The sequence below is a fragment of the Arthrobacter sp. TMN-49 genome (assembly GCF_054511095.1).
In genome coordinates this window covers 113,083-138,037 of the sequence record NZ_JBTNDH010000001.1, presented here as the reverse complement: position 1 = coordinate 138,037, position 24,955 = coordinate 113,083, and the positions used below count along the sequence as shown (strand labels likewise).

Below are 24,955 nucleotides of genomic sequence, written 5' to 3'. Positions count from 1 at the left end.
GGCTGCGGACCGAGTATCGGGATGTAATCAGTGTCACAAAAATACTTCTGCGAGTAAACTTATAAAAGTAGGACTACATATTCGGCTAAATGAAAGAAAAAGTCTCGTGTCCAAGTTCACCCTCCGCCAGCTGGAGCTGTTTGTGGCGCTGGCCGACTTTGCCACACTCAGTGAGGCCGCAGCTTTTTTACACTTCTCCGAATCTGCGCTGTCCCAGGCCATTACGCGGCTGGAAAACTCCGTGGGTGAACAGCTGTGTATTCGCCGCAAGGCGCGGGGGCTGGCGCTCACCCCGGCCGGGGAATACTTTGCCGTGAAGGCCCGGGCATTGCTGAACGAGGCCGACGATCTGGTGGCGGGGATGAGCGGTGCCCAGGGGAAACTCAAGGGGCCCGTCAAACTGGGTTGTTTCGCCAGCTTTGCCGCCAGCGTGCTGCCCGCCATACTGGCCGGATTTCCCAAACTCCACCCCGACGTGGACGTGGAGGTGGTGGTGGGGACCCACGACGAGTTGCTGCCGGCACTGGGCAGTGGCCAGCTGGATCTGGCGATTGTCTACGACATGGAACTATCGACCGAATTTCAACGAAGAACCATCTACGAGACTGAGCTTCAGGTGGTGCTACCCATTGATCATCCACTGGCCCGGCAGGCAACCGTCGATCTGGCGGAACTGGCCCCGGAACCGTTGATCATGTATGACGCCAGCCCCAGCACGGCCAACACCCACCGCGTTTTTGCCGACCGCGGCCTGCGCCCGAACATCGTGGCACACATGCCGCAGATCATTTTGGTCCAGGCCTTGGTGGGTCGGGGTTTGGGCTATGGACTGTTGATGTCCCGGCCGAACTGGGCACCGGTTTCCATGGAAGGACTTCCCGTGGCGGTCCGCTCGCTGGCTCCACCCGTCAGCCAGACAACCATGTCGGGCATTTGGCTCAAAGGCTCCCGGCTCAGTCCCCGGGCACAGGCGCTGCTCGATTTCACCGTCGAGACGTTTCAAGTTCCGGCACACTAGCACCCGGTTACGTACAGCAGCTGCTTGTTCACGAACTCCTCCACGCCCGGGCTGCGTGGTTGAATCCAAAGACGCTGAGCCCCAAGGTGTGGGCGCCCTGGGAACGCGCGTAGTCCTCTGCGAGTTTCATGGTTGCCCGACCAAGCCCCTTGCCGCGCTGCTCCTTGTTGACGACTATGTCCCAGACCCACCATGAGTGGCTGTCTTCAGAGCTGTCTGTGCCTATCCAGAGGTAGCCGGCGATTGTCCCTGTGTCGTCAACGACATCGAACACGGCGTTATCTGTTGTCGGGATGCCGGCAGGAAACGAAGCGTCGATGCTCTCACGTGCATGCCGGTGGGCCTCCTGTGAAGACTCACCTGTCGCAACAAGATCGGATTCGTATTCGCTGCGGCTTCGTTCGAGCCATGCAGGGAATCGTTGGGCGCTGACAGGGATGAGATGAACAGTCATCTGCCCAGTTTTACATTGGGGTGCCGTGACAGCGGATTCAGCCACAGGAATCGTCGTTGAGAATGTTTTCCGAACGGTCGTTTGCGAGATTCCGGGGCATGCTCACCACGTCGCGAAATCACGGACCAACCGGCCTGCCTTGTGGTCGAACTGGGCCCTTCCCGAGGCAAAGACCTTGCCGTTGCTGGCGGAATCTCACGCTACGTGAGTAGTTGGCGACCTTGGTGGGCCATTGAGTTCTTGGGTCGCTAAATCCGCTCAGGTGCTGGCCGGGGCCGCGTCGATTTCGTCGTCGAGGAGTTCCAGGGCCGACGACAAGGCACTGCGCAGGGACGGCGGAACTGTGATGTGAGTGCCTATTTCGACGAGGCCCGTGGCGGCCAACCGCCGGAGCGAGGCGGCCACCATCATGGCCTGGACCTCCCCGGGAGCGAAGGGGTGTTCGGGGGCGAGGAGGGTATCAGTGCTATCGGGCCTGTTCGAGGCCGCCGTGGCCAGTGCCCGGGCTGTCTTGACCATGGTTGACTCGTCCGGGTTAAAGCCGGGGTACGGGATGATGGCGTCGCAGTACAGGAAATATGCCAGTACGGCGGTGTCGTTGAGGGCGCCGGCCGGATTGTTGCGGAAGGTCTGGCCGGCTCGGGTCACAGTGACACGCTTCCCGGCAGTTCTGATGAGTCCGGTGTCTATCAGCGCCTGCCAGTACTCCATCAGGCGCGGCAGCGCTGTCATGGACGTGACCGAAACCGGAGCCCCCGCCGGTTGATGCGCCCGGGAGGTGGCGGCCCCCACGGCGTTCATGTCAACGCAGGCGGCGGCACCGGCAATGTCCTTGCGGCGGACAGCACCCGCCGGGGTCAGCTCGCGGCCCGTGCCGATCCACTCCAGTAACGCCGCAGCCCAGCGAACGTAGGTCCTGGTGGCGCGGTCCGCCCCGGCCTCCGTCGGGTCCAGGCTCTGATGGGCCACGTAGGCGGCCAGCTTGGGGTTGGGCGGGGCCATGGAATCCCGGCCCGTGATGTCCAGCAACTCGACCAGGGCGTCCCGTGTGCCGGTCCATGCCAGGGTTGTGAGCAAGAACTTCAGGAACGAGTTCAGGGCAAGAGCCATGCTCACCCGCATTTCGGGGTGAAAACTTCCCGCCGATTCAAGGAGCAGCGTGGACATCTCCACATCCAGGTTCGTGGCATCCGGGGCCGGGACACTTTTGGCGTAGTTCTTAAAGAAGTCCAGCAGCAAAGCGGCGAGCCAGCTGGCCTGCTCGGCGTCAACCCCGGCGGCGATGGCCCATTCCTCGAAGCCGGGCAGGAGGGGATCCATCGCCTTGTGGGCAACGGCGTCGGTGAAGGACAACACCTGATGCGGGGCGGCGGGCTGTGCCGGGTTGTCCAGCCGGGATGCCCCGGTGTTCTTGGACTTCTTTGTCACGAACGTTCCTATCCCTCGAGTGTGTGATGACTTAACCGTAGTCGCTTCGGGGACGACGGCGGCGGGAACCTTCCGCGTGGCGGGCCGCTGCCAGCGCACCACGGAGAAGGCTGATCAGCCCGCGCCAAGTAGTGCGGCCAGGTCCAGTCCGGCGCCCGGTCCCACGGCCGCAACACCGAAGTCGTCCTTGAGCATGTCAACCAGATCCAGGCGGAATGCGGCCGGGACGACGATGTCCTCGCCAACAGTGACAAGGCCCTCCGCAGCCCAGCTGGCCACGTTCTTGGCACGGATGAGCAGCTGCGGGTCAGCTGTGTCGGGTGCTTGAAGAGCAGTGGCAAGGGCGGCGGATGCCGGCGGGGTTGCAGAGCCGCACCGGACCATGAAGGACGCCATGTCCAGGTGCCAGGGCTCGTAGGCTCCCTCTTGGGAACCAGTCAGGGTCGACACGAAGATGAACGTCCCCAGCATGTCGACGAACGTCTCCGCCATGGATGACTCATGTGCCAGGGCGTCCGTGGCGCTGGCCGACACAAACACCTTGCCAGTCTCGAATTGGATCAGCCCGGCGCTGGCTAGGAGGTGCCAGTACAGTTTGAGCCTGTCCATGCTTTCGGCCGTCAGTTCGGCGGTCGTTGCTGCTGCTTTGGCCGCCTCGGCGAGAATCCCGGCACCGCTGTGGCGCAGTGCGGCCGCGGCTTCAGCCCGGTCTTTTTTCCGCAGGATTCCCTTGGTGGTGGTGTCCCTGCCTTCGCCCACCCAAGCCAGCAGGGCAACGGTGTTCTGCCAGAGCGGGGAGCTGGCCGCGGCCGCGATGAACTGTTCGGCTGTCAGCGCGGGGACGACCACAGCCGGGAAGTCATAATCTGCCGGGTCGGGCAAGTCCGGGCCAATATTAGCGGCGGGCAGCAGTGCGGCCAAGTTCAGCTCCGTGGCGGGGTCCAGGCCGGGCCACGCGGGCTGCTTGAACACCTCCGCCAGCTCAACCAGGTCACCGGGGGTGCCCGTCCAGAGCGAGGCCTGGACCAGGTAGTTCACATAGTCCCGGACGCCGCTGCGCAAGGCAAAGGTTGACTGGGGGTTGGCGTCAGCCGAGACCTCCATGACCTCCCGCACGGCATCGGGCACCAGCGACAGGGCGTCGGTCTGCGGTTCAAGGATCCGGTACATGTCGAAGAAGTCGTCAAGGACCATCAAGCTGAAGTCAATGTCCTTATCGCCGTCCGTTTGGCCTTCCAGCCACAGCGCAAATCCCGGGGACAATGCCTCCATGGCGCGGTCCAGCCGGACGTCGGCCAGGGACATGAGGTTTGCGCGCTCGGCGGCGTCGGCGGCTGCCTTTGCCGGGTTGCCGAAACGGGACTTCTTGGTGCTCTTGGACTTCTTGGCCACTGGGTTCCTTGGTGCTGACGGGGAGGGTCTCCCTTAACCGTAGTCGCCACAGCCGGGGGCACGACTACGGGGCGCAGCATTCGTGCGAACGCCGCGCCCGCCGTCGAATCCGTCAGGGAAGTAACCTGCTGCCACCTGACGAACTTTTGTCCCTAGTTGCTGAACTCGGTGAGCACAATCTTGCCGGTGCCGTGGCCGGACATGCTGGCGGCAAAGGCGAGGGCGGCCCCTTGCATGGGGAAAGTTTGTGCCACATCCACGCTGAGCGTGCCGTCGTCAACCAGGACGCTTAGGCGCTCCAGTTCCGCAGCGTCGGGGCGAACCCAAATGTACGCCCCGCCGTGGCTAGGAACCGTCCAGTCGGCGATGGATGCGTGCCGGCCGCCGTCGTTGAGCAGGGCGAGTGTGTCGGCCAGGACGTCGCCGGCAAAGTCAGCCACAGCATCCACGCCGTCGGGGGCCAGGGCGCGCACACGCTCCACCAGGCCGGCACCGTATTCCACCGGTTCGGCGCCCAGTTCGCTGAGCCGTTCGTGGTTTCTGGCCGATCCCGTGGCGATGACGCGCGCGCCGGCCAGCGCGGCCAGCTGGATGGCTGTGCGCCCCACACTGCCGGATCCGTTGTGGATCAGCAAGGTTTGGCCAGCTGTCAGGCCCAAGGCATCGAGTGTGCGCTGGGCCGTCATGCCCGTCAGCGGAAGTGCCGCGGCCTGCTCCCATGACAGGGATGGGGGCTTGCGGGCAACAATGGCTGCGGGCAGGGCAATGAGCTCGGCAAAGCTGCCGCCCTGGACGGTGTCGCGGCGTCCGTAGGAGTAGACCTCATCGCCCACAGCGAACTCGGGGGTGTCAAAGCCAACTGCCTCCACCACGCCGGCAACATCCCAGCCCGGTGTCGCGGGGAAATTGATGTCCATGAAGGGATCCAGACCGCCGGACATGACCTTCCAGTCAACGGGGTTGACGCCTGCGGCCTTGACCCGGATCAGGACGGCGCCGGGGGAGACCTTGGGGATGGGGCGCTGGGTTTCTGCCAAGACCTCTGTGCCGCCGTATTGTGCGTAGGTCATGGCCTTCATTGTTGAACTCATGGTGGTGGTGCCTTTCGTGTGTGTACTTGCGGCAACCGGCAGGCCGCGCAGAAGATTCCCGCAGGCTGTCAGGCTGTGGGCCGGCACGTCCTCTGCGTCAGGCTGCCTGAGCGCTTCATTGGCGGCCGATGACGCGCAGCTCTGTCACTGGCGCAACACCCGCTATGAACGGTGCGCACAAACAAAAGGGCCCCTTTCGGTACGCTACTGCTATGAGTCATATCACCGCCCAGCGCTACGTCTACGGCACAGATCCTGCACAGTGGGCGGAGCTGTACCTGCCGGTGCGCAGGAGCGTGGCAGGTGTTGTGGTGGTGATTCACGGCGGGTACTGGCGCAGCGCCTATTCGGCCGATCTGGGTGCGCCCTTGGCCGCCGATCTGGCACGGCACGGGGTGGCTGCCTGGAACCTGGAATACCGCCGCATGGGCAATGGCGGCGGCTGGCCCACCACGTTTTTGGACATTTCCGCGGGCATTGACGCCCTGACTGTTGCTGCCGCCGAACACGGCCTGGATCTTGGCGGTGTGGCGGTTCTAGGCCATTCGGCCGGCGGACAGCTGGGTGTCTGGGCGGCGGGCCGGTCAGCTTTCCCGCCCGGAGCGGTCGGTGGGCAGCCGGCAGTGGCGGTGACCGGCGTCGTGAGTCAGTCAGGGCTGCTGAACCTTGGACAGGCGCAGCAGCTCGGGTTGAGCAACAACGCCGTGACGGCGCTCCTTGGCTCGAACGTGGCGCTGGCAGACCCGCTCGCCGCGGTGCCCCTGCCGGTGCCGATTCTTGCCGTCCAGGCCATGGACGACGCCGACGTGCCCGCCTCCCAGAGTGAAAGTTACGTTTCCGCGGCGGTCGCGGCCGGCGGCAACGCGCAGCTGATCAGGGTGCCGGGGGATCACTTTGAGCTGATCGACGTCGGCTCGGAGTCGTACGCCATTTGCCGGGATCTTGTGCTGGAATTGCTGGGCCGGGCGTAGGGTTGGTGGGTGAGCGCATCGGGAAAAGGAAAAGGTATGCCCAAGAACACCCGCAAGATCGAATCCGGTATTGAGACGGACTTCAGCGACAAAATGAGTTACGGCGGCTACCTGGCCTTGGATACGCTGCTGAGCGCCCAACAGCCCGTCAGCAAGCCCGAACACCACGACGAGATGCTGTTCATCATTCAGCATCAGACCTCGGAACTGTGGCTGAAGTTGGTGCTCCACGAGCTGCGCGCCGTGCGGGTGTACCTCTCCGAGGACAATTTGCGGGCGGCCATGAAGGGCGTGGCCCGGATCAAACACATTCAGCGCTCGCTGACGGAGCAGTGGAGCGTGCTGGCCACGTTGACCCCGAGCGAATACGCACAGTTCCGCGGCGATCTGGGCTCGTCCTCGGGCTTCCAGTCGTACCAGTACAGGGCCGTGGAATTCCTGCTGGGCAACAAGAACGCCGGCATGCTGAAGGTATTCGCCGGTGACCCGGCCGCCCACGAGCTGCTCGCGGAGCTGCTGGAGAGCTCCAGCGTGTACGACGAATTTTTGCGCCTGCTGGCACGGCGAGGCTTTGCCGTCCCGGCCGAAATCCTGGACCGCGACGTCACCCGCGCCCATGTGTTCAACGCCGATCTGGTGCAGCTGTTCAAGATTGTCTATGAAGCGCCGGATGCGCACTGGGACTTGTACGAGGCGTGCGAGGAGCTCGTTGACCTGGAGGACAACTTCCAGCTGTGGCGATTCAGGCACATGAAAACCGTGATGCGCACCATCGGCATGAAGCACGGAACAGGCGGCTCCTCCGGCGTGGGCTTCCTGCAACGGGCCCTGGAGCTGACATTCTTCCCGGAACTGTTTGCCGTGCGCACCGAAATCGGGCAGTAGGGCGCGCCAGCCGGCACGGCTCAGATATTGGCGTGGGCCTGAACGAAGATGCACAATCACGGCGAGTCCAGAAGCCGAAATAATGTCCAATTGAACAGGAGTATTGCCGTAATAGTTATCCAATTGGACAAGTCATTTGCCGTACATGCCTGCCCCAAGGAAAATTGCGTAACAAATTGATAGCCTGTAACGGCGGCGCGGCATAAATTTCGCTATCTATGTTTACCCTTAGGTAATTCCATTTGAATATGCAATTTATTAGGGAATTATGAAACTGTGGATTTCTCGCCGACTAGAAACGTTCGCGAGTGCCGTTACCGGACTCAGCATTAGCCAAGCAGTCACAGTGACCGCGACAGTTAGCTGCAGTTCTCCCAGGCTGAAAGTCGGTCAAGTCGGGAAAGGGTGCGCGGTGGGTACTCAATGTACGTACAAAGTTCAGCAACAAAGGGCCAAGCCTCCTAGCGGCGGAACAAGGCGCGCCAACGTTGCAACCAGCCGGTCCCCAGCGGCGCACGATCCGTCAACTCAGGACATTTCTTGCGGCCTTTAAGCGCCGGGCGAGCACTTGCGCTCAGCGCCCTACTATTGCTTGCTTCCGCAGGATGCAGCCTGGACGATATTCCGATCGACCAGACTGTTGCCAAGCACCTAAGACTAGTCTCTGACGCCCTTTCGAAGGACACGACGCTACTGATACAGGATGTCTCTCCACGCGTCGGACAACGCTGATGGGAGGGTCCCAGGCCGGCTCCCCGTTCAGCCTGGCGTGGACACCTCAGCTTTGGGCAGGTCCTCCCTGACGGGTTCTGGCGGCTTCCAGCACGGCGAGGGCGTATGCCCACTCCAAACGTTCCTGCTCCAGCCTGACATTGCCGCGGGCCGCCAGCTCGGCCATGACGTGCCGTTCTTCCGGCAATAGGTGGGCGAACGTGCCCGTCGCGGGCTTTGGCTCGGGCACACACAAGTCCATGTACTCGTCGAGGGTGGGCACGTCCATCAGGACAGTGGTGACGGCCAGGCCGTAGGAACGGAAACGGTTCAGGATGGCAAATCCGTGGCTGTCCAGGTCGCCCCAGTAGAGGATGCGCCCCGCGCGGATCCACGGAATGGCGGCGAGCCTGTCCACCGCGTAACCGGAACCGTGCACCACCACGGCGCCGGTCATGGGCGGCATGGCCAGCACGGATTCCAGGTTTTCAAACACAAACACGGTGCTGGGTGCCAGCTCCAGAGCGGCCAACGACGCCGCGGGCGCACCCACATCAACCAGACCGCCCGGTGCCAAGGTTGGATCAAGGAAGCGGACCCGAATGGTGCCGGGCGCCTTGGCCAGGCCCAGCCCCTCGGCACCGGTGGCGGCTGAGTGGAGGCGCTCCACCAGTCCGCGATGGGCGCCAACCCATTTTGAATCCACCCCGCGAATGGGCAGCTGGCGAACGTACAAGCCGGACTCGGGATGATCCCGCAGCCAGTCGAGCACACCCGCCAACCGGGCAAAATCGGCGTCGTCGAGCGCCTCGACGGCAACAATTGAACGGGCAACGGCCGCCGGAAAGTCCGTGCCTGGCGGAGCGGGCCGGGGCGTGGCAGCCGCCCACTCCATGAGCCGCGCGGCCCGCTCGCTGATTCTGCGCCAATGCGAAAGCGTCCCGCAGAAGCGGGCGACGTCGATCGGGCCCTCGAGCACGAGCCGTCCCGGTACGCGTTGGCGGCCTAGGCTGGCCCACTGCCGTTCGCTCCAAATAACTCCGGCGATGCCGTTCCACGAACCGACCCAGTCGATGGCCGCCCGACCTTGTTTCAGGGCTTGCGCCTCCGTGGGCGGGTGCAGCGGCAGTGCCAGGGCAGGGGCTGGCGTGGGCGTCGCGGCGGCCCACTGACCGCAGTGGCGTTGATACTTCTTGAGCGCCTGCGCACGGGCAGCCTCCTGCGTGACGGGGGCGGGGCTCAAAACAAGTGCCCGTCATTGGTGGCAACGGCAGCCTCGGCCACCTCTTCGGCAACCACAGCCTCGGCAAGCGCAGGACTAGACCCGGGAGCCGGCGTCGTACCGTCAATGGAGACCGAACCAACACGGGAGTCGTGGAAGTCCTTGCAAGTCACCACTGCCATGCCGCCAATGTAATCCTCCAATGTTTGGAGCAGTTTCAGGGGAGTGGCCAGTACCATGTGGAAGCCGAACTCGGTGAAGATGTCCATGGCCATGCGGGTGAACTTGCTGTCCGCCTTATCGAAGGCCTCGTCCATGATGACTGTGCCATACGCCGGGATGTCCGCATCGTCAGCGGCCAGCTGGTAGCGCAGCGCGGCAGCCAGACAGAAGGTGACCAGCTTTTGCCGCTGACCGCCGGAGAGGCCCGCGCTGGAGTCATGGACATTGACAACATGGCCGTCCGGATCGACCTCGGCGGCCGTGAAACGCACGTGCAAACGGGTGTCCAGGCACTGGTTGCGCCAAGACGCGTCAGCCACCTCGCTGGATGCCAGGCGTTCCATCATGCGGCGCATGACCTCAAATTTCGCCTCCGCGGCGCCATGCTCCTGCTCCACCCACGAACCGGCGCTGATGGTCTGCAGATCCGCAAGAAATGCTCGGCCAGCCTCGGTGCGGTTTTCCTTGACAGTGATTTTTAGGAAACGGCCTTCATCGAAAACTGATCGTCCCAGGGAGGAGTTGACGGGGGCAATCCGTTCACGGACTTCGGCCGGGGCGCGACGGATCTCATTGGCCAGTTGGGCCACGTTTTGTTGCGACTGGCGTTCGAGCAATTCAAAGAAGCGTGCCTCAAAGTCAGGCAGCCTGTCCGTGCGCAGTTGTTCCAGGACAGCAAGATAGCCCGCCCTGTCCTCAATAGCGGCCGTGAGATCTGCCGCTTTTGAGGGCCAGCGGCGGGAGAAGTCACCTGCGAGGGTTGCAAACGTTGTTCGGGCCTTGTCAGCCAATGCTGTGGCCCGCTTTTCCTCCCCCGCCAATTGGCCGGCCACTTTCATGGCGTCGCTGTCAATCCGCTCGTGGGTGATGTTCCTGCGGATGGCATAAAAGCGCTGTTCAAGCGCCTTCGCAATGTGGGTGGGGGTCGGGTGGGCGAGGTCCACGCTGGCACTGAGTTCCGCTATGACGACGCTGATGCCGGACAGCACGGCGGTGGCCGCGGCGGCTTCGTTGAGGCAAGCCGTCTCGGCATCCTTCGCCGCAACCACGCGTCGGTGTGCCTCGAGCGCGGCGGCCTCGGCAGCGCGGAGATCGCCACTGGCGGCCAGCATCTGGGCCAATCGTTCCTCGCGGGACCGGCGCAACTCGGCGGCAGCCGTCGCGTCAAGGTCCTGCCAGTCCGAATCGTGCAGGGCAGCCATGGCCTCAATCCTGCTTCTGGCGGCATCCATCTCGCCCTGGCAGGCATCAAGTTCGCGGCGGTAGGTGATTTCCTCGGCCCTGGCAGTCTGGGCCAGAGCCGTCAGGTGCTCGATCTTCTCCTGGTTGTCAAAGCCCAACACCCAGTGACTGCGATCATCAACACGGTGGCGGTCATCTTTTTCATGCCGGGTGGCGGAGCGTTTGACCTGCCCGGCCTGGGTCACCGCCTGTGTGGTGGTGGCCAACTCGGCGGGGGAATCAACGCATTCGTAGTCGTAATTGCGCGACAGCACCGAGTTGAGCCAGCCGGCCATGGGGCCCGGGGCCACCTCTACCCGGTGAATGAGGGAGCGCTCGGAGCTTGCTGGCAGGGGAGCCGCCGAACGCACAGGAATCGCTTCAAACACCAGCCGGGTGCCTAAAAACAGTTCGTCGACCGCGTCGCGCACACGTGTCAGGTGGGTGGCAGGTACCAGCATGACTGTCGCCAGGGGGCGCAGGACCCGCTCAATGGCCCCGGACCAGGCGCCGAACTCCTTCCGTACTTCCAACAACTCACCGGCAAAGGGGAACGCCGAAACAGGCAACCCGGCAGTGTCCGCCACCCGGGCACGGGCCTGGATCAGCCTGTCGTCCAGATTGGAACGGCGCAGGTGCAGCGACCGCAGTTCCGTTTCCAGTGAGCGCACCCGCGCCTTGGCTGCGGCCAATCTCTCGTGGATGGCCAAAACGGTGCCGTCACTGGCCGTCTTAGCCGCGTCAAAGCTGGCACGCTCGTGGCCTAGTGTGGCGCGCAGCTCCTGGAACTGCTCGAAGGTGGCCGGAAACTCGATCTTCACGGCCGCAAGACGAGCCTCAAGCTCCGCCCGTCGGGACCGGATGTCACGCTCGTTTTTTTGCGCAAGGGAGATCCACTCCCGTTGCGTCTTGAGCGCATCCCCGCCCTGCTGGTCAACCTGGCGTTGAGCCAGCGAGTGGGCGTCAGCCAGCTCGGCCACCTGTGTCGCGGCCGTCTGCGCCCTGTGTCGGGTTGAGCGCACGACGGCGTCGGCGCCCTTGCGTGCCTCCTGCGCCAGTCCCAGCCGCCAGGCATCCTTGAAAGTTGGCAGGGCGGCGCCATGGATTTCCGCCGCGGCCGCCAGGGCACTGTTTTCCTCAAACACTGCTATGGGATCCTCGAGCATGCCCAGTTGTGTCACCTGGTTGCGGGCCTCCACCACCAGGCGGTGCGCCTCCGAAAGCTCAGCAAATTGCGAGACGGCGTTTTCGGCCAGCTCAAACGTTTTCGGTTTGTCCAGCATGAACGAACGGAACAAGTCATCCAGACTTCCCAACGACTTGGCCGATTGCGTCTTGTGCAGCAACAGCACCCCGTTGTCCCCGGAGATACCCAAAACCCGGCAAAACTTGCTGGCAAACGCTGAATGCTTGTCGGTGATGGTCAGTGCCTGCGGCCAGGCGTTTTTGATGCGCCGGGTTTCAATACCGCTGCGCAGATGTTCCACAAACTCAGGCAGCGAGGCGTCCTCATTGAGAAGCAGGCTCAACTCGCTGACATCCGCGCTCGCGTTGGAGCCACGGCGCAGATGGTACAGCTTGATCAGGAGTAGGGGCTTCGCCTCAGCCCCGGACAGGCCATTGGAATACCGCAGCAGGACCCCGCTAAAGGTCGCCCCGGGACGGAGGTAGTCGCTGGAAACCTCACCGGTTTCCTCATCGGCACTGCGCCGCCACGCGCCGCGGACATAGCTGACAAGGCTCCTGTCATCCCCACGGGTTGAGGTGTCCTGGGCTGCCGCGTTGAAGTGCAGCTTCCCGCGTGGGGTGAGCACGGCCGCGATGGCATCCACGAGCGACGACTTTCCGGAACCTGAATGCCCCGTCAGCAGGAACCCTTTGCGGGCAATATCCACGCCGTGGTGGCCCTGAAACGTGCCCCAGTTGAGCACCTCCACACGGTCAAGTCGCCACTGTCCCGGACGCTGCTTTCCGCGCTTCAAGCCTGATTCCAAGGCACTCATTCGCTCTCCTCCACAACCGCGGCACTTTCGGCGTCGAGCATGTTCTCCGTGCGCGAACCCTGCGCCAGGCGGCGGTACTCCTGACGCACGGCAGCAATCTCCTCGGGTCCAAACACCAGCCGGAGGACAGGTGAAATGACAAAGCGGCCATCCGTGGACGTCGTCGACAGCAGCCCATACTTGACCATCTTCTGCCACGAGGTGCTGATGCGCTTGGCGAATCCGGCGGGATCGGCCCCGTCCTTGCCCCGATACACCTGGAGCTGGTCGGCAACTTCATCGGCACCCACAATGGCCTTGTTGCCGGTGGATTCATGGAGCAGTTGCTGGCGCAGGTGCAGCAGCAGGGCCGTGTCAAGGAACGTCAGTGTCGCCGTCCGCATGACCTTGGGGGCGTCAATATCGGCACCGGCATTGCGCACAAACGCCACCTGTGCGGCGTCGTCGGTGACAAGTTCCAAGAATAGATCGGACAGGCTGGAACGGATGGCGTCCTCATCCGCCAGCAGCGCCGTCCACAGCCGCCCATGATTGGCGGCGGATAGGTACGGGCCGCGGAGGAGCTGGACCAGGGCGCGTCTGGAGGACTCGCGCAGTGTGCCGGAATCACCGTCCCAGAGTACGGCGGCACCCACGTCCTGACCCTCGTGGGGAGAGGGCCCGGCCTGATTGTCGAAGGTGGGGCTCATGGTGCGATCCTGTCGGTGAAGAGATAGCGGTTTACGGTTCCGTGCATGGGAGAGCCTTGGGTGGAAGTCCAACGCAGATCCTCACGGCCCTCGAGCCGTGCGCCGTGTTCCTCGGCCAGTACCAGCAGGCCAACCACGCTGGCCACACCTTGGCTTGCCTCGAACAAACGCAAAACATCAGCGATGGTGGCCGCCTGGAGCCGTTCAAGGGTGGCATTGACGTTGCCCGTCAGCTCGGCCATGTCGATCTCGGAGGCGCGGGCCAGCGCCCGCAGCTCCTCGATGTTTACCGGTTCGCTTTCGTGGTGCACAATGTCCTGGGCTGACTCAAAATCTGCCGGGTTGTGCGGTTTCAGGGCCGAGACTGAATTCAGTGGAACACTTGTCAGATCCAGGGCGAGTCCTGTTTTCGCGTACGGTTTCACGGTTTGGGACGTTTCCATGGCGTGGCGCAAGGCTGCCCGCAAGTTCTTATTGATGAGCCGGTCCTGAACAAATTCCTGGCTTTGGACAAAGCGGCGCAAACTGCGGCTGAACGCTGTCATGACACCGTGAATTTCCGAGCTGCGGTCCTGCAACGTGGGCAGGATGCGGCGCAGGGTGCGTGCCTGGGACGGGCTGAGTTCCTTCACGAACGGCCGGTCCATGATGCCGTTGACGCTGTCCTCAAATTCCAGGCCCCGTTCCGGGTCCAGCAGCAGTGCATAGAATGCTGTGAAGCTGCGGCCCGCCTCGGATTGTTGGAGCAGATCGACGCCGCGAAAAATGTCCTCCAGGACGGTGCCGCGGGGGCCTTCCTGCTCAATGAGCTGCTCACGCAGGCCCCTATTCAATTTCTCCAGCTCCGCCCTGACGCGGGCAAAGTCAGCGGGCACTTCCTCGATCAACGCCAGGATGTCCCGGATACGCTCCACAGCCTGGTCGGCGGGCAGCACCTCCGCCTCGCCCGCGGCGACCCGCTCAATGTGCGCGTCCAGCCGCGCCCGCTCGTCATTCAGGGCAGCCAGGCGGGTTGCGGTGTCTGGGTCAGTGTCCCTGGCCAGTACCCGGAGCCGGTCCAAGATTGTGGCCAGCCGCGATTCGGTGACTGACGCGGAGGGTTCTGCCAGCTGCCCGACGAAGCGGATGGCCGTCAGGGCGCCCTGGGAGAGTTCGAAGGTTTCCTCCCTGGCGTCTTCGGCCGTACGGCGGATCAAAATACCGTCATTGCGCCAACTGGTGCAGTAGGCCTGAGCCGTCTGCGGTAGGTCCAGGCCTTGTCCACGCAACTCTTCCAAGTCTTCTTCGAGGCGCTCGAACAAGACTGGAGCTAGCAGGCGGCGGTCCTCCCCGCCCAAGTGAATACCCAGCAGGGCCACCGCAATGGCGGCGTTGCCACCGCGGAGCATTTTCCAAGCCGGTTCGTCGGCTAGGAGTCGTTGGGCCGCCAAGACAGGGCGCAAAATAGTCACGCCCCCAGCCTAGCCAGAACATGGGGGAAGTTTCTCACCTCGAATACTGGTGGCAGCACTTTCACAGTTGCGTAAGCAGGTGCCCCGAACTAACTTGTTCGTTCCTGCCAGCGCCGCTGCGCAGCCGCGTCGAGGGCAGCCTCCACCCACCGGCCCATGCCGGCGTACGCCTGAGCCCTGATCTCGGCCGGGGAAAGGAAGACGTCGTGGAAGGCGCCGGGAATTCTGTGCAGCGTCACATCAAGGCCCAAGTCGAGGGACCTTTTGGCCACTGAGTCCACGTTCAGCACCACATCGGCGGCCAGCACGTTGGTGGACCATTTGGGTTGCAGATAACTCTTGTCCGACAGCATGACCAACACGGGGGCCTTGATCCCCAAACCGCGGGCCAGTTGCGCCTGACCCTGAAACACGGCGTTTATGAATGCGGGGGTGACGGGGAAGCCACGGTCCGGGCGCCACCGGGATTCGTAGTCCCATTCCCCGTCGTAGCGTTTTGACACGGCCCGGGTGTAGAAGCCCGGATCGATCGGCGGCAGGGGTGTCAGGGGTTTGAACCGGCTGCGCGCGGAAATGAGGGGCGCCACCATGGCCCGCCCCATTTCGGTCGCCTGGAACTCCAGCCAGGGACTGTTAAGGACCACGGCGGCCGCCGCATCAGGGTGCCGCGCCGCCCACAAGCTCAGGGTCAGTCCGCCGGTGGAGTGCCCCAGCAGCACCAAGGGTCGTTCGTGCGGGACCTGGTGGACCGCGGCGCGTTCGCGGCCTGTCAGGGCATCAAGGGCGGCGCCGAGGCGCTGCCGGGCCTGATCCAGGAACGCCAGTTCAAAGAACTGTTGATCGGCTTCCTCATCGACTGCCGGCATGGCCAATACTTCCTCACGTCCCACGCGCCGGCCCATGGCCTCCAGCGCGGCGGCAATGTCGTCGTCGTACTCGGTGAGGGAGGCAACCTGGCCCGGAACAAGACCCGGACGCAGGCTGCGGCCATAGTTGTGCAGATCCAGTGCATAAAAGTTTGCGCCCGCGTGGTGCCAGAATTCGGCAAGCTCGCGCTGAAAGAAATAGTCCGACCAGCCATGGACATACAGGACATCGGCGCCCGTCAGGGGCGAGGGGTTCCACTCCGCGCCATCACCGGTGTAGCGGACCAGGGTGGCCAGCGAACCGGTGGGCAAATCAAGGGTGAGCTGTTCAAAGTTCGGGCCGAGGACATCTTTCTGCCAGGAAGTCATAGCTCGATGCTAGCGGCTGGGGCCAGCGGGTTGCAGCTGACCCAGGTGGCCGCCGTCCGCTGAAATGTCAGCCCGGCGTTTCGTTGCGGCCCATGCCATAGGGTGCCCGGGTGGGCAGAAGGGGCAGCTCATGGCAGAATTGGGGATGACCTGGGTGTAGACGGGTCCAGTGATAATACAGCCGACGGGCGCCACCTCCCCCGGGAGATGCCGGTATGAGCGAACCACTTAGCTAGAGAAAATTGAGACTCCATCATGTCCTCGCTGCAAGGCAATGCTTCGGCAACCCCGCTTTCACCAGGCGCCCGCGCCACCCCCTCCTTCGCCGCCGTCGGAAGCCCCTACTTTGGGATCCTGCTGGCGTGCATGGCGGTGATTGTTATTCTCTCCAATATTGGTGCCTCCAAGGGAGTGCTGATTGGGCCCGTCGTGACCGACGGAGGGTTCTTCCTTTTCCCCTTCGCCTACATTCTGGGTGATGTCATCAGCGAGATTTACGGCTTCAAGGTGGCCCGCAAAGCCATCTTGACCACCTTTGCGCTGTCCATTTTTGCGTCCCTGACGTACTGGGTGATCATTGCGCTGCCTGGTTTCACCGACGACTACGGTGTCACCAAGCAGCAGGCCTTGGAAGACGCGTTGGGGCCTGTGCCGCAAATTGTGTTGGCCAGCTTGTTGGCGTTCTTGGCCGGGCAGACCATCAACTCGTGGATCATGGTCAGGCTCAAAGCCCGCCAAGGTGAGCGCAAGCTGTGGGCCCGTCTGATGGGGTCCAGCGGTGTGGGGGAATTTGTTGACACGTTGATTTTCTGTGCCATCGCCGCGCCGGTTATTGGCATTGTGGGCTTCGCCATGTTCGCCAACTATGTGCTGGTGGGCTTTGTCTACAAAACCGCCGTGGAGTTTCTGTTCATCCCGCTGACCACCTGGGTGATCAGGTGGTTTAAGCGCAACGAACCCTCATACGCGGCGGCTTTAGCGGGTCTGTAACGCTCCGGGGGCCGTTGTGGACATTCGCCCATGGTCTACCACCATCGAATGTCCACAACGACATCCCCGCACCGCAGGGCATGCGGGAACCCGTCTGATTCGGCGCGGGCTTACTTTTTCGGGTAGTACCGGCGCAAAGTTTCGGCCTTGAACTCGAAGAACGTGCCGGCCTCGATGGCCAGGCGGGCGTCGTCGACCATTTTCACCACAAAGCGTTCGTTGTGGATGGAAATCAGCGTCGCCGACACCATCTCCTTGGCCTTGTACAGGTGGTGGATGTAGGCGCGCGTGTAGTTCTCGCAGGTGTAGCAGTCGCACTCGGGCGACAACGGCGTGAAGTCGCGTTTGTACTTGGCCCCGGACAGGTTGAAGCGGCCGTCGGGCGTGTAGAACGCCGAGGTGCGGGCCACCCGGGTGGGGGAGACACAGTCGAAGGTGTCGGCACCGTTTTCGATGGCTGTGAAGATGTCATCGGGCTCGGAGATGCCCAGCAGGTGGCGCGGTTTGTTCTCCGGCAGTTCCTCCGAACACCAGCGCACAATGGTGCCCAGGTTTTCCTTCTCCAGCGCGCCACCAATGCCGTACCCGTCAAAATTCATCTCGCCCAGATCGTGGGAGGCCTTGCGGCGCAGATCCTCATACTGGGCGCCCTGAATCACGCCAAACAACGCCTGGTACGGCTTGCCGACGCGCTCCCCGGTCAGCGCAAAGTGTTCGGCGATGCAGCGCAGGGCCCACAGGCGGGTCCTTTCCAGGGACATCTCCTGGTAGCTGCGCGAGTTCAGCAGTGTGGTCAGCTCATCGAAGGCGAACATGATGTCGGCCCCGATCTGGTGCTGGACCTGCATTGACACTTCGGGGGTGAAACGGTGCATGTCCCCGTTTAGGTGGGACTTGAACCAGACACCGTCGTCGTCAATGTGCGCCAGGCGTTCCTTGCCCACGGCCACCGAATCATCCGCCCCGGCATGCGGAGACGACGCCACGGCGTCCATGTTGATGACCTTCTTGAAGCCCGAGCCCAGGCTCATGACCTGGAATCCGCCGCTGTCGGTGAAGGTGGGGCCCTGCCAGTTCATGAACCTGCCCAGCCCGCCGGCGGCATCCAAAATGTCGGCACCCGGCTGCAGGTACAGGTGGTAGGCGTTGGCCAGTAGCGCCTGCGCACCCAGTTCGGCCATGGACTCGGGCAGCACGGCCTTGACCGTCGCCTTGGTGCCCACGGCAATGAAAGCGGGCGTTTTGATGGTCCCGTGTGGGGTGGTGATGACGCCCGTGCGCCCCTGAAACGTCCCGCCGTTGCGGGCAACCTGGTCATCGCTGGGCGAGCACGTCTCGTTCAGCCGGGTGATGACCTGGAAACCGAACTCGCTTTGCGAGGCCGGCTCGCCGGGAGCGGTGAACGGCGCTTGGCGTGGCGTTGTGGCAGGCTCGGTCGCTATGAGGGCTGTGACTGTTTCTGGGGAGGGCATGGTTCCATTTTGCCAGTCTTTGCCGGCGGCCCGTTCCGAAGGTGTCCAACGCAACGCGCCGTCAACAGCCGATGGGACGTTTAGTCGTCCGCGTAGTGGATTTCCATGAACGAGTCCCACGTCGAGGCAATGGCGTCAAACGCGTGAGCCCCCAAACCGTAGGTGGAGGCGCAGATTTGGGCGCCCGGATGCTCTCGCAAACCGGGCAGGGGTGCCTGTTGGGCCATGATCAGCAGGCCATCGCCGTGCTCGGCGTAATCCGCCACAGTCAACCCCACCTGAGTATCTGTGCGGTACCAGACCTTCCCGGCCAGGGTGGCGCCAGTATTGAGCGTGATCTCATAGGGTTCGCCGGCCTCGGGCAGCCAGCCGGTGTCAATGCCCAAGGAGTCCCAAAGGTTGGTGTGGGCGGCGCTGGTGCCGTCAACATAGATGGTGCGCCGGGGAGTTTTGGGGTGGCGTTCCACGGCGAACTTGAGCTGGTGCAAGAACATGGTCCAGCCCTGCGTCATGTCCGCATCGTATTTGGCCCACTCGCCGGTGCTGACCCCGCGGGTCAGGGTCAGCAAGGTGCCATCGTGGCGGGGTTCAAGGACGACGACGTCGCCCATTTCCAGGTCCAACCGCAAATGGTCGGCGCTTTCCTTGACACCGGAAAGGTAAATCTGCGTGATTTCATCGCCCAGCCCGTCCATGTCCCAGCCATGCCACTGCGCAATCCGTGCCGGTTCTCGGAGCATGAGCCACAGCTGTTCGGCGTCGGCATTGATGAGCAGAGAAATCTGGGTGGTCGCCATGGAACGTAATCTACGCCGGATACGTGAAACCGGCTAGTGTGCAGTCTCGAATCGTGTCCTTTGCTCCGGCGGGCGGAAAGCTAGCGGCCCAAGCCGGCGTAAGAGATCGCCTGACGCACCAGTGCCCCGCGCCCGCCAACAAACTCCGCTTGCACACCGTCGCTGAGTACGTCTTCGGGCGTCATCCAGGTCAGCTCCAGGGCGTCCTGGCGTGGTTCGCATTCGCCCGTCACGGGAATGACGTACACCATAGCCACAGCATGCTGGCGTTCGTCGGTGAATCCTGTTTGCGAGGGCGAGGGCAGGTACTCGGCCACGGTGAACGGCAGCGGACTGACAGGCAGTTGCGGAAACGCCAGCGGGCCCAGGTCCTTTTCGATGTGGCGGATCAGGGCCGCACGGATGGTCTCGCGGTACAGCACGCGCCCCGACACTAGGGTGCGCACCATGGCCCCTTCCTCGTCGGCTTGGAGCAGCAAGCCAATCTCATTGACGTAGCCGAGGGGGTCTACGCGCACGGGCACCACCTCCACATAGACCATGGGAAGCCGGTTGCGGGCCTCGTATAGGTCTTCGGGGGACAGCCAGCCGGGATAGGGATCAGGAGTACGGACGCTCATACCTAAGTTCTACCCCATCCGCGCCCCGCTCGCCGATTCCGTGCCGCGAACCACCTCAAAATTCCTGCGCATCCACAATCCGCAGGGCACCACCATGCGGGTTTTGGGCCTCCACAACATCACCATCGAGGGATGCCGGCACCCCCGCTGCGGTGAGGTGCGCGGCCAAGGCGGTGAGGTCGCCGTCGTACTTAAATCCAAGTTCGACGCCGGAGGACTCGCCCGGGAGGGTGGCGGTGAGACCACCGTTCTTGGCCTGAAAGGGCTGTGGGGCGTCCGGGCGCCCGGCGATAGGCTTGGCTCCTATGTCCGCCAGAACTTTCCGGGCGGCCTCCACGTCAGGGGTGCTCCACAGCTGCACCACCGTCAGGGGGCCAGCGGGGAGGGTAGCGGGAGGATCAACCACGGGGTCCGCCAGGAAGGTGAAACCGTCCGGGGCGGTGACTCGGACGCTGGGGCCGTGGCGGGAGTCGACCAGCTCGGCGTGCGTCCCGTCAGCCAGTGTGCGCTGGACGAAGAGCGCAGCGTCACGGATTTCAAAGCCCAGGGCCGCCGTGCCGTCCTGCTCACCAAGAACAACCCCCTGCAGGCCAACCTTGCCATGCCCGGAATCGAACACCTGCCAATCCCCGTCATCCTGGACGTGCCGCAGGCCCAACGCAAGGAGCACCTGAGCGTACTCAGCGAGCCTTGAGGTGAATAGGATGGGGCGGACGCGCAGCATGGTCTCTCCTGAAGAAGTGTTTGCTTAAATTATCAACCCCAACGTGCCCTGCGGGGCGATATTGTGGAGAAATGGTTGAACTTCCGGAGCTGCTCCTTGCTGACGCACCTGCCTGGCGGGCGTGGCTGCGCGAGAATCATGCCTCAAGTCCCGGCGTCCGTCTGGTGCTGCACAAAAAGGGTGGCTCGGTGACGGGCCTCAGCTACGCTGCGGCGCTCGATGAGGCGCTGTGTTTTGGCTGGATTGACGGGGTTGCTGGTAGCAGGGACGGTGGCAGCCACCTGCGGCGGTTTACTCCGCGCACCAAAACCAGCAAGTGGTCCAGGATCAATACGGGCCACGTTGACCGGCTTGTTGCTGCCGGGCAGATGGCGGCGGCGGGGCTTGCCGCGGCCGAGGCGGCCAAAGCTGATGTGCGTTGGGACGCTGCCTATGAGGGGCAGGCCAGTGCCGAGGTGCCGGCGGATTTGGCGGCTGCCATTGCCGCCAACCCGCGGGCCCAAGCCATGTTTGAGGTGCTGACGGCCACCAACAGGTATGCCCTGATCTACCGCACCACCACCGTCAAGACGCCCGCCGTCAGGGCCGCCAACGTCGATCGTTTTGTGCAGATGCTTGCCGACGGCAAGGCACCGTATCCGCAAAAACGCCGGCCCTCGGGCACGGTGTAGCGCCAGGCTGGCAGCCAGGCGCCGGCCAGCGCCGGGCGGACTGGCGTCGGCTACTCGGCGAGGACCCCAACGCCGTCGCGCGCCTCAAAAATCAGCTGTGTCTCGGTTTGGCGCACCACCTTGTTGACCGTGATGTGTTTGAGCACCAGGTCACGCAGGGCTTCGGGATTTTCAACACCCACGTGCAGGTGGAAGTCATCTTCGCCGGCAACGTGGAATGCCTGAATGACCCCTGGTATCTGTGTCAGTTTCGTGTACAGGGAGTTCACGTGCTCGGCGTTGTGGCTGCCCAGCCGCACCTTGACGATGGCCTGAAGCGGGAATCCCAGGGCGCTCAGGCTCAGCTTGACCCGAGTTCCCTCAATGACCCCGGCGTCCCGCATCATCCGCAGCCGGTACGCGCAGGTGGATTCGGCAAGACCCAGCCGTGTGGCTATGGCCTTGTTCGTCAGATCGGTGTCTGCGACAAGTGCCCGCAGAATCGCCAGATCCAGATGATCCAGCCCGGCAGATCCGGCGGCTTGTCCCCTGAGTGCTTGTGCTCTGAGCAAGGTGCCTCCTGTAGGGGTAGCTTCCCTTAGCGGGAATGGTTGATTTTGCTCAGTTTATTACTCATTCATTCAATTATCTAGATATTTGTTGTTCATACGTTCATTGTTGAGCCATGAACAGCGAATTCTTGAACCTTGACTCAGTGGCGGTGCACGGTGGCCGTGAGGACCTGCAGTCCCTGGGTGTCCATGCGCTCCCCATCGACCTGTCCACCACCAACCCGCTGCCCGATATTGTCCGGGGCGGGGACTCGTACGAGTCGATGGCGCTCGGTGGTCATCCGCTGGCCGACGGCGGTTCCGTCTATGCGCGCCTGTGGAACCCCACCGTTGCCCGCTTCGAGAGCGCCCTGGCCCAGTTGGAGAAGGCCCAGGCGGCCGTTGCCTTCGCCTCGGGAATGGCAGCCATGACGGCCGCGATCCTGGCCAGTAAGTCAGCCGCCAACGACTCGGGCCGCAGCGCTGAGGTACCGCATGTGGTTGCCGTCCGTCCGCTGTACGGCGGAACCGACCACCTCCTGGCCTCCGGCCTCCTTGGCGTGGATGTGACCTTCTGCACGGAAGACGAGGTTGCCGGCGCCATGCGCAACAGCACCGTTCTGGTGATCCTTGAGACTCCGGGGAACCCCACCCTTGACTTGGTGGACATCCGCCACGTGGTGGCCCAAGCCGGAGACGTGGACGTCCTGGTGGATAACACCTTCGCCACGCCCATCTTGCAAAACCCCATCAGCCTGGGGGCAGCCATGTCCTTGCACAGCGCCACCAAGTACCTTGGCGGCCACGGTGATGCTGTTGGCGGGGTCATCGCCTGCAGTGAGCACAACGCTGAAGCGCTTCGCCGCGTCCGGGCCGTCACGGGGGCCATCTTGCACCCGCTGGGGGCGTACCTGTTGCACCGCGGCCTGACCACGCTACCCATTCGTGTCCGCAGTCAGCAGGAGAGTGCCCGCACGATTGCCGGCTGGTTGGCGAACCACCCGGCCGTGGAGAACGTGTATTTCCCGGGCAGCGACGGCGACCCCAAGTCATTGCTGCAACACCAGATGCGCGGGCCCGGCGCCATGGTGGCCGTTAGCCTGCGTGGCGGCTTCGAAGCGGCCAACCGCTTCACCTCGGCCGTGCGCGTCTTCACCCACGCGGTTTCGCTGGGCGGGGTCGACTCCCTCATTCAGCACCCTGCGGCGCTCACTCACCGCCCGGTCGCCCCCGAGGCCAGGCCATCGGCAAATCTTGTCCGCCTTTCGATAGGCCTTGAGGGTGTCCAGGACCTCATCGCCGATCTGGACAGGGCCCTCAGCATGGTGGGGAACCCCGAGACGGAGCCCCTAGTTGGCAGTGTTGTGCACTAACGCGGCACTGCCACACGGGAAACCCTCGGGAACGTGCGCCACAATGGTTCGGTGCAAGCTTCCCTGAACGACCTCCTCACACCGCCATCTCAACGCCGCCGCTATGTCCGCGCTGCCCTGGTGGCCCTTGGCGGTGGGCTGCTCTTTGCGCTGGACCTGCTGGCTCTGGCGACCAACTCGGGCCTTGCCGCCTGGGACCAGTCAGTCCACAGTTGGTTCGCAGCTCAGCGCAGTAGCGGGGCAACGGATCTGTTCGAAATCATCACCACGCTGTCCTCGCCCACCTACATGACAATTCTTGGCATTGTGTGCGCGGCGCTCTGGGCTGCCGTGCGGCGAGAGGTGTGGCGGCCCGCGCTTCTGCTGGCGGCCATGGCCTTCACGGCGGTGTTCTCATTGCTCATCAAGCAGCTGGTGGCCAGGCCGCGTCCCCCCGTGGCGGATTTCATGATGGGCCCCGACAAGGATTTTTCCTTCCCCTCGGGCCACACCCTGGGCACGGCAGTCTTTATCCTGGTGACCTCCTACCTTTTGTTGTCGCGCCACAGCACCACGGTGCGCCGGATGGCTGCTGTGAGCGCGGCCGCTGTGCTGGTCCCGGTCGTTGCCTGCAGCCGGCTGTACCTTGGCTATCACTGGCTCAGCGACGTGCTGGCCTCCATGGCGCTGGCAGTGGTGGTGCTGGGGCTCGTCATGGCTGTGGACACGTGGCGGCCGCTGCAAAAATACTCCATCGCTGTACGGCGGCGGAGAGTTGTTCCGGAACCTGCCCGGTTAGCCCCGCGGCCGTCTCCTTGACTAGGGCCGACGCTGTTTCCCGGGCCGACGCCGGCAGCCTCTCGTCGCACGCGGCTAGAGCCAGGTAGCGGCACAGAATACCCGTGAAGAGGTTGCCGTCGCCGCCTGTTTCCAAGCGAAGGCCCGCACCGGGAGTGCTGAGGTGGCGGGCGACGGCGTCGATCAGTTCGGCGGCCGGGCCCAGGTATGCGGGCTGCTGCAGTTCCAGAAGGGCGGCCAGAATGGGGCCCTGGTTGTAGGTGTAGATGGTTTTTTCAATGGTGCGGCCACCGCTTGTGGGATGAATGCCGTCCACATACAGCCCCGAAACGGGGTCAAAGAGTTCGTTGCGCAGCCAGTCAACAATGCTCCGGGCCATCTCCACGTCGCCCGTCCGGGCAAAGTGCAGTGCCGCCGGACCGTTGACAGGGGTGTTTTTGAAATCGCGCTTGCGTGACCAGTAGATGCCCCCGCCCAGGACTAGGTCATGGCCCCGGTGTAACTGTTTGTGCAGGGAGGTGACGGCCAGCCTGGCCAGCGGAGACCGGCGGCCCGTGACGGTGATGCAGAGATCATTGAGCCGTGTGGCTGCCAGCGCCAGCCACGCCATGTCGTCGTAAAAGTAGTTGGGGAAGCGCAGAAAATTGCGGATCAGGATGCCGCGCAACAGGCCTTGTGCGCGTCGGATGTCCCTGACCGCGCCGGTTCCGTTGCCCGCGCGGTGGGCACGCTGTGCCGCATCAACTATGGCGTCCAGGTAGTGGGCCTGCCACCAGTAGTGCCAAGGTGACCGTGGGGACAAACGGGTGTGTGCGCCTGCCTGGCGGTCGGCTGGGGGCTCGCCAGCGGGGGCAGTCAGGGCGCCGATCCACGTTCCGGGCAGGCCCATGAGGCGGTGGCCAAAGCGTGCGTTGACATCTGCGCCGGCGTGTTCGGCGAGCGCAGCCCAATCGGTGGCTGCCGCTGCGCCGGGATCGAGGTGGTTGCCTGTCATGGCACTAAGCGTAC

The 24,955-nt window shown here is 63.5% G+C and carries 22 protein-coding genes; 7 read left to right on the top strand and 15 right to left on the bottom strand.

The features are described 5' to 3' along the window. The first annotated feature begins 106 nt into the window (after positions 1 to 106). A complete protein-coding gene (locus ACX80E_RS00615) occupies positions 107 to 1,018 on the top strand; it encodes a LysR substrate-binding domain-containing protein (protein ID WP_459299506.1) in 912 nt (303 codons plus the stop codon). Positions 1,019 to 1,046: 28 nt separating this feature from the next. Here ACX80E_RS00615 and ACX80E_RS00610 read toward each other — a convergent pair whose 3' ends face one another. The 4 genes from ACX80E_RS00610 to ACX80E_RS00595 all read right to left on the bottom strand — a co-directional run bounded on the left by ACX80E_RS00610 (position 1,047) and on the right by ACX80E_RS00595 (position 5,371). Continuing rightward, on the bottom strand, positions 1,047 to 1,472 hold the full coding sequence (locus ACX80E_RS00610) for a GNAT family N-acetyltransferase (protein WP_459299504.1): 426 nt from the start codon (positions 1,470 to 1,472) through the stop codon (positions 1,047 to 1,049). A 258-nt stretch (positions 1,473 to 1,730) separates the two neighbouring features. After that, the gene (locus ACX80E_RS00605) at positions 1,731 to 2,900 is read right to left on the bottom strand and encodes a hypothetical protein (RefSeq protein ID WP_459299502.1); all 1,170 of its coding nucleotides are present in this window, start codon (positions 2,898 to 2,900) and stop codon (positions 1,731 to 1,733) included. 114 nt (positions 2,901 to 3,014) lie between these two features. Further along, a complete protein-coding gene (locus tag ACX80E_RS00600) occupies positions 3,015 to 4,292 on the bottom strand; it encodes a hypothetical protein (protein ID WP_459299500.1) in 1,278 nt (425 codons plus the stop codon). A 152-nt stretch (positions 4,293 to 4,444) separates the two neighbouring features. Next, on the bottom strand, positions 4,445 to 5,371 hold the full coding sequence (locus ACX80E_RS00595; protein ID WP_459299714.1) for an NADP-dependent oxidoreductase: 927 nt from the start codon (positions 5,369 to 5,371) through the stop codon (positions 4,445 to 4,447). Between the two features lie 224 nt (positions 5,372 to 5,595). Between ACX80E_RS00595 and ACX80E_RS00590 the strand changes: the two genes are divergently transcribed. Both ACX80E_RS00590 and kynA read left to right on the top strand, forming a co-directional pair. Then, a complete protein-coding gene (locus tag ACX80E_RS00590) occupies positions 5,596 to 6,354 on the top strand; it encodes an alpha/beta hydrolase (RefSeq protein WP_459299498.1) in 759 nt (252 codons plus the stop codon). A 36-nt stretch (positions 6,355 to 6,390) separates the two neighbouring features. Then, positions 6,391 to 7,239, top strand: a complete 849-nt coding sequence (kynA, locus tag ACX80E_RS00585) for a tryptophan 2,3-dioxygenase (RefSeq protein WP_459299496.1) — start codon at positions 6,391 to 6,393, stop codon at positions 7,237 to 7,239. A gap of 778 nt (positions 7,240 to 8,017) precedes the next feature. On the opposite strand, the gene ACX80E_RS00580 is transcribed toward kynA, so the two are convergent. From ACX80E_RS00580 to ACX80E_RS00560, 5 genes are all read right to left on the bottom strand, one after another. Further along, complete coding sequence (locus ACX80E_RS00580) at positions 8,018 to 9,193, bottom strand: DUF3322 domain-containing protein (protein ID WP_459299494.1); 1,176 nt, start codon at positions 9,191 to 9,193, stop codon at positions 8,018 to 8,020. After that, positions 9,190 to 12,618, bottom strand: a complete 3,429-nt coding sequence (locus tag ACX80E_RS00575) for an ATP-binding protein (protein WP_459299492.1) — start codon at positions 12,616 to 12,618, stop codon at positions 9,190 to 9,192. Before ACX80E_RS00575 ends, ACX80E_RS00580 begins: the two co-directional genes overlap by 4 nt. Further along, positions 12,615 to 13,307: a DUF4194 domain-containing protein gene (locus ACX80E_RS00570; protein WP_459299490.1), complete on the bottom strand. Its 693-nt coding sequence runs from the start codon at positions 13,305 to 13,307 to the stop codon at positions 12,615 to 12,617. Before ACX80E_RS00570 ends, ACX80E_RS00575 begins: the two co-directional genes overlap by 4 nt. Then, positions 13,304 to 14,758, bottom strand: coding sequence for a DUF3375 domain-containing protein (locus ACX80E_RS00565; RefSeq protein ID WP_459299488.1), 1,455 nt, complete (start codon positions 14,756 to 14,758; stop codon positions 13,304 to 13,306). Before ACX80E_RS00565 ends, ACX80E_RS00570 begins: the two co-directional genes overlap by 4 nt. An 89-nt stretch (positions 14,759 to 14,847) precedes the next feature. Further along, the gene (locus tag ACX80E_RS00560) at positions 14,848 to 15,993 is read right to left on the bottom strand and encodes an alpha/beta hydrolase (protein ID WP_459299486.1); all 1,146 of its coding nucleotides are present in this window, start codon (positions 15,991 to 15,993) and stop codon (positions 14,848 to 14,850) included. A gap of 255 nt (positions 15,994 to 16,248) precedes the next feature. On the opposite strand from ACX80E_RS00560, the gene ACX80E_RS00555 reads away from it, so the two are divergent. After that, positions 16,249 to 16,983, top strand: coding sequence for a queuosine precursor transporter (locus tag ACX80E_RS00555; RefSeq protein ID WP_459299484.1), 735 nt, complete (start codon positions 16,249 to 16,251; stop codon positions 16,981 to 16,983). Positions 16,984 to 17,093: 110 nt separating this feature from the next. Here the strand turns inward: ACX80E_RS00555 and tgt are convergent, their stop codons facing one another. The 4 genes from tgt to ACX80E_RS00535 form a co-directional block, all read right to left on the bottom strand. Beyond that, positions 17,094 to 18,455, bottom strand: coding sequence for a tRNA guanosine(34) transglycosylase Tgt (gene tgt, locus ACX80E_RS00550; RefSeq protein ID WP_459299482.1), 1,362 nt, complete (start codon positions 18,453 to 18,455; stop codon positions 17,094 to 17,096). An 80-nt stretch (positions 18,456 to 18,535) separates the two neighbouring features. Further along, on the bottom strand, positions 18,536 to 19,252 hold the full coding sequence (locus tag ACX80E_RS00545; RefSeq protein ID WP_459299480.1) for an SRPBCC family protein: 717 nt from the start codon (positions 19,250 to 19,252) through the stop codon (positions 18,536 to 18,538). Between the two features lie 80 nt (positions 19,253 to 19,332). Continuing rightward, positions 19,333 to 19,872, bottom strand: a complete 540-nt coding sequence (locus ACX80E_RS00540; protein WP_459299478.1) for an NUDIX hydrolase family protein — start codon at positions 19,870 to 19,872, stop codon at positions 19,333 to 19,335. A gap of 55 nt (positions 19,873 to 19,927) precedes the next feature. Then, the gene (locus tag ACX80E_RS00535) at positions 19,928 to 20,596 is read right to left on the bottom strand and encodes a VOC family protein (RefSeq protein WP_459299476.1); all 669 of its coding nucleotides are present in this window, start codon (positions 20,594 to 20,596) and stop codon (positions 19,928 to 19,930) included. A 71-nt stretch (positions 20,597 to 20,667) separates the two neighbouring features. Here ACX80E_RS00535 and ACX80E_RS00530 point away from each other — a divergent pair, with 71 nt between their 5' ends. After that, on the top strand, positions 20,668 to 21,267 hold the full coding sequence (locus tag ACX80E_RS00530) for a YdeI/OmpD-associated family protein (protein WP_459299474.1): 600 nt from the start codon (positions 20,668 to 20,670) through the stop codon (positions 21,265 to 21,267). A 50-nt stretch (positions 21,268 to 21,317) separates the two neighbouring features. Here the strand turns inward: ACX80E_RS00530 and ACX80E_RS00525 are convergent, their stop codons facing one another. Beyond that, a complete protein-coding gene (locus ACX80E_RS00525; RefSeq protein ID WP_459299472.1) occupies positions 21,318 to 21,818 on the bottom strand; it encodes an Lrp/AsnC family transcriptional regulator in 501 nt (166 codons plus the stop codon). Between the two features lie 113 nt (positions 21,819 to 21,931). Here ACX80E_RS00525 and ACX80E_RS00520 point away from each other — a divergent pair, with 113 nt between their 5' ends. Together ACX80E_RS00520 and ACX80E_RS00515 are read left to right on the top strand one after the other, a co-directional pair. Further along, on the top strand, positions 21,932 to 23,170 hold the full coding sequence (locus ACX80E_RS00520) for a trans-sulfuration enzyme family protein (RefSeq protein WP_459299470.1): 1,239 nt from the start codon (positions 21,932 to 21,934) through the stop codon (positions 23,168 to 23,170). Between the two features lie 51 nt (positions 23,171 to 23,221). Continuing rightward, complete coding sequence (locus tag ACX80E_RS00515; protein WP_459299468.1) at positions 23,222 to 23,968, top strand: phosphatase PAP2 family protein; 747 nt, start codon at positions 23,222 to 23,224, stop codon at positions 23,966 to 23,968. Here the strand turns inward: ACX80E_RS00515 and ACX80E_RS00510 are convergent. Beyond that, on the bottom strand, positions 23,862 to 24,941 hold the full coding sequence (locus ACX80E_RS00510) for a glycoside hydrolase family 76 protein (protein WP_459299466.1): 1,080 nt from the start codon (positions 24,939 to 24,941) through the stop codon (positions 23,862 to 23,864). The genes ACX80E_RS00515 and ACX80E_RS00510 overlap by 107 nt on opposite strands. Between the last annotated feature and the right edge of the window lie 14 nt (positions 24,942 to 24,955).

Excerpts from the sequence above, each read along its gene's own strand:
- ACX80E_RS00610 (WP_459299504.1), bottom strand. The coding sequence starts at position 1,472 with ATGACTGTTCATCTCATCCCTGTCAGCGCCCAACGATTCCCTGCATGG.
- ACX80E_RS00595 (WP_459299714.1), bottom strand. The coding sequence starts at position 5,371 with ATGAAGGCCATGACCTACGCACAATACGGCGGCACAGAGGTCTTGGCA.
- ACX80E_RS00590 (WP_459299498.1), top strand. The coding sequence starts at position 5,596 with ATGAGTCATATCACCGCCCAGCGCTACGTCTACGGCACAGATCCTGCA.
- kynA (WP_459299496.1), top strand. The coding sequence starts at position 6,391 with ATGCCCAAGAACACCCGCAAGATCGAATCCGGTATTGAGACGGACTTC.
- ACX80E_RS00575 (WP_459299492.1), bottom strand. The coding sequence starts at position 12,618 with ATGAGTGCCTTGGAATCAGGCTTGAAGCGCGGAAAGCAGCGTCCGGGA.
- ACX80E_RS00570 (WP_459299490.1), bottom strand. The coding sequence starts at position 13,307 with ATGAGCCCCACCTTCGACAATCAGGCCGGGCCCTCTCCCCACGAGGGT.
- ACX80E_RS00560 (WP_459299486.1), bottom strand. The coding sequence starts at position 15,993 with ATGACTTCCTGGCAGAAAGATGTCCTCGGCCCGAACTTTGAACAGCTC.
- ACX80E_RS00555 (WP_459299484.1), top strand. The coding sequence starts at position 16,249 with ATGTCCTCGCTGCAAGGCAATGCTTCGGCAACCCCGCTTTCACCAGGC.
- tgt (WP_459299482.1), bottom strand. The coding sequence starts at position 18,455 with ATGCCCTCCCCAGAAACAGTCACAGCCCTCATAGCGACCGAGCCTGCC.
- ACX80E_RS00545 (WP_459299480.1), bottom strand. The coding sequence starts at position 19,252 with ATGGCGACCACCCAGATTTCTCTGCTCATCAATGCCGACGCCGAACAG.
- ACX80E_RS00540 (WP_459299478.1), bottom strand. The coding sequence starts at position 19,872 with ATGAGCGTCCGTACTCCTGATCCCTATCCCGGCTGGCTGTCCCCCGAA.
- ACX80E_RS00535 (WP_459299476.1), bottom strand. The coding sequence starts at position 20,596 with ATGCTGCGCGTCCGCCCCATCCTATTCACCTCAAGGCTCGCTGAGTAC.
- ACX80E_RS00530 (WP_459299474.1), top strand. The coding sequence starts at position 20,668 with ATGGTTGAACTTCCGGAGCTGCTCCTTGCTGACGCACCTGCCTGGCGG.
- ACX80E_RS00520 (WP_459299470.1), top strand. The coding sequence starts at position 21,932 with ATGAACAGCGAATTCTTGAACCTTGACTCAGTGGCGGTGCACGGTGGC.
- ACX80E_RS00510 (WP_459299466.1), bottom strand. The coding sequence starts at position 24,941 with ATGACAGGCAACCACCTCGATCCCGGCGCAGCGGCAGCCACCGATTGG.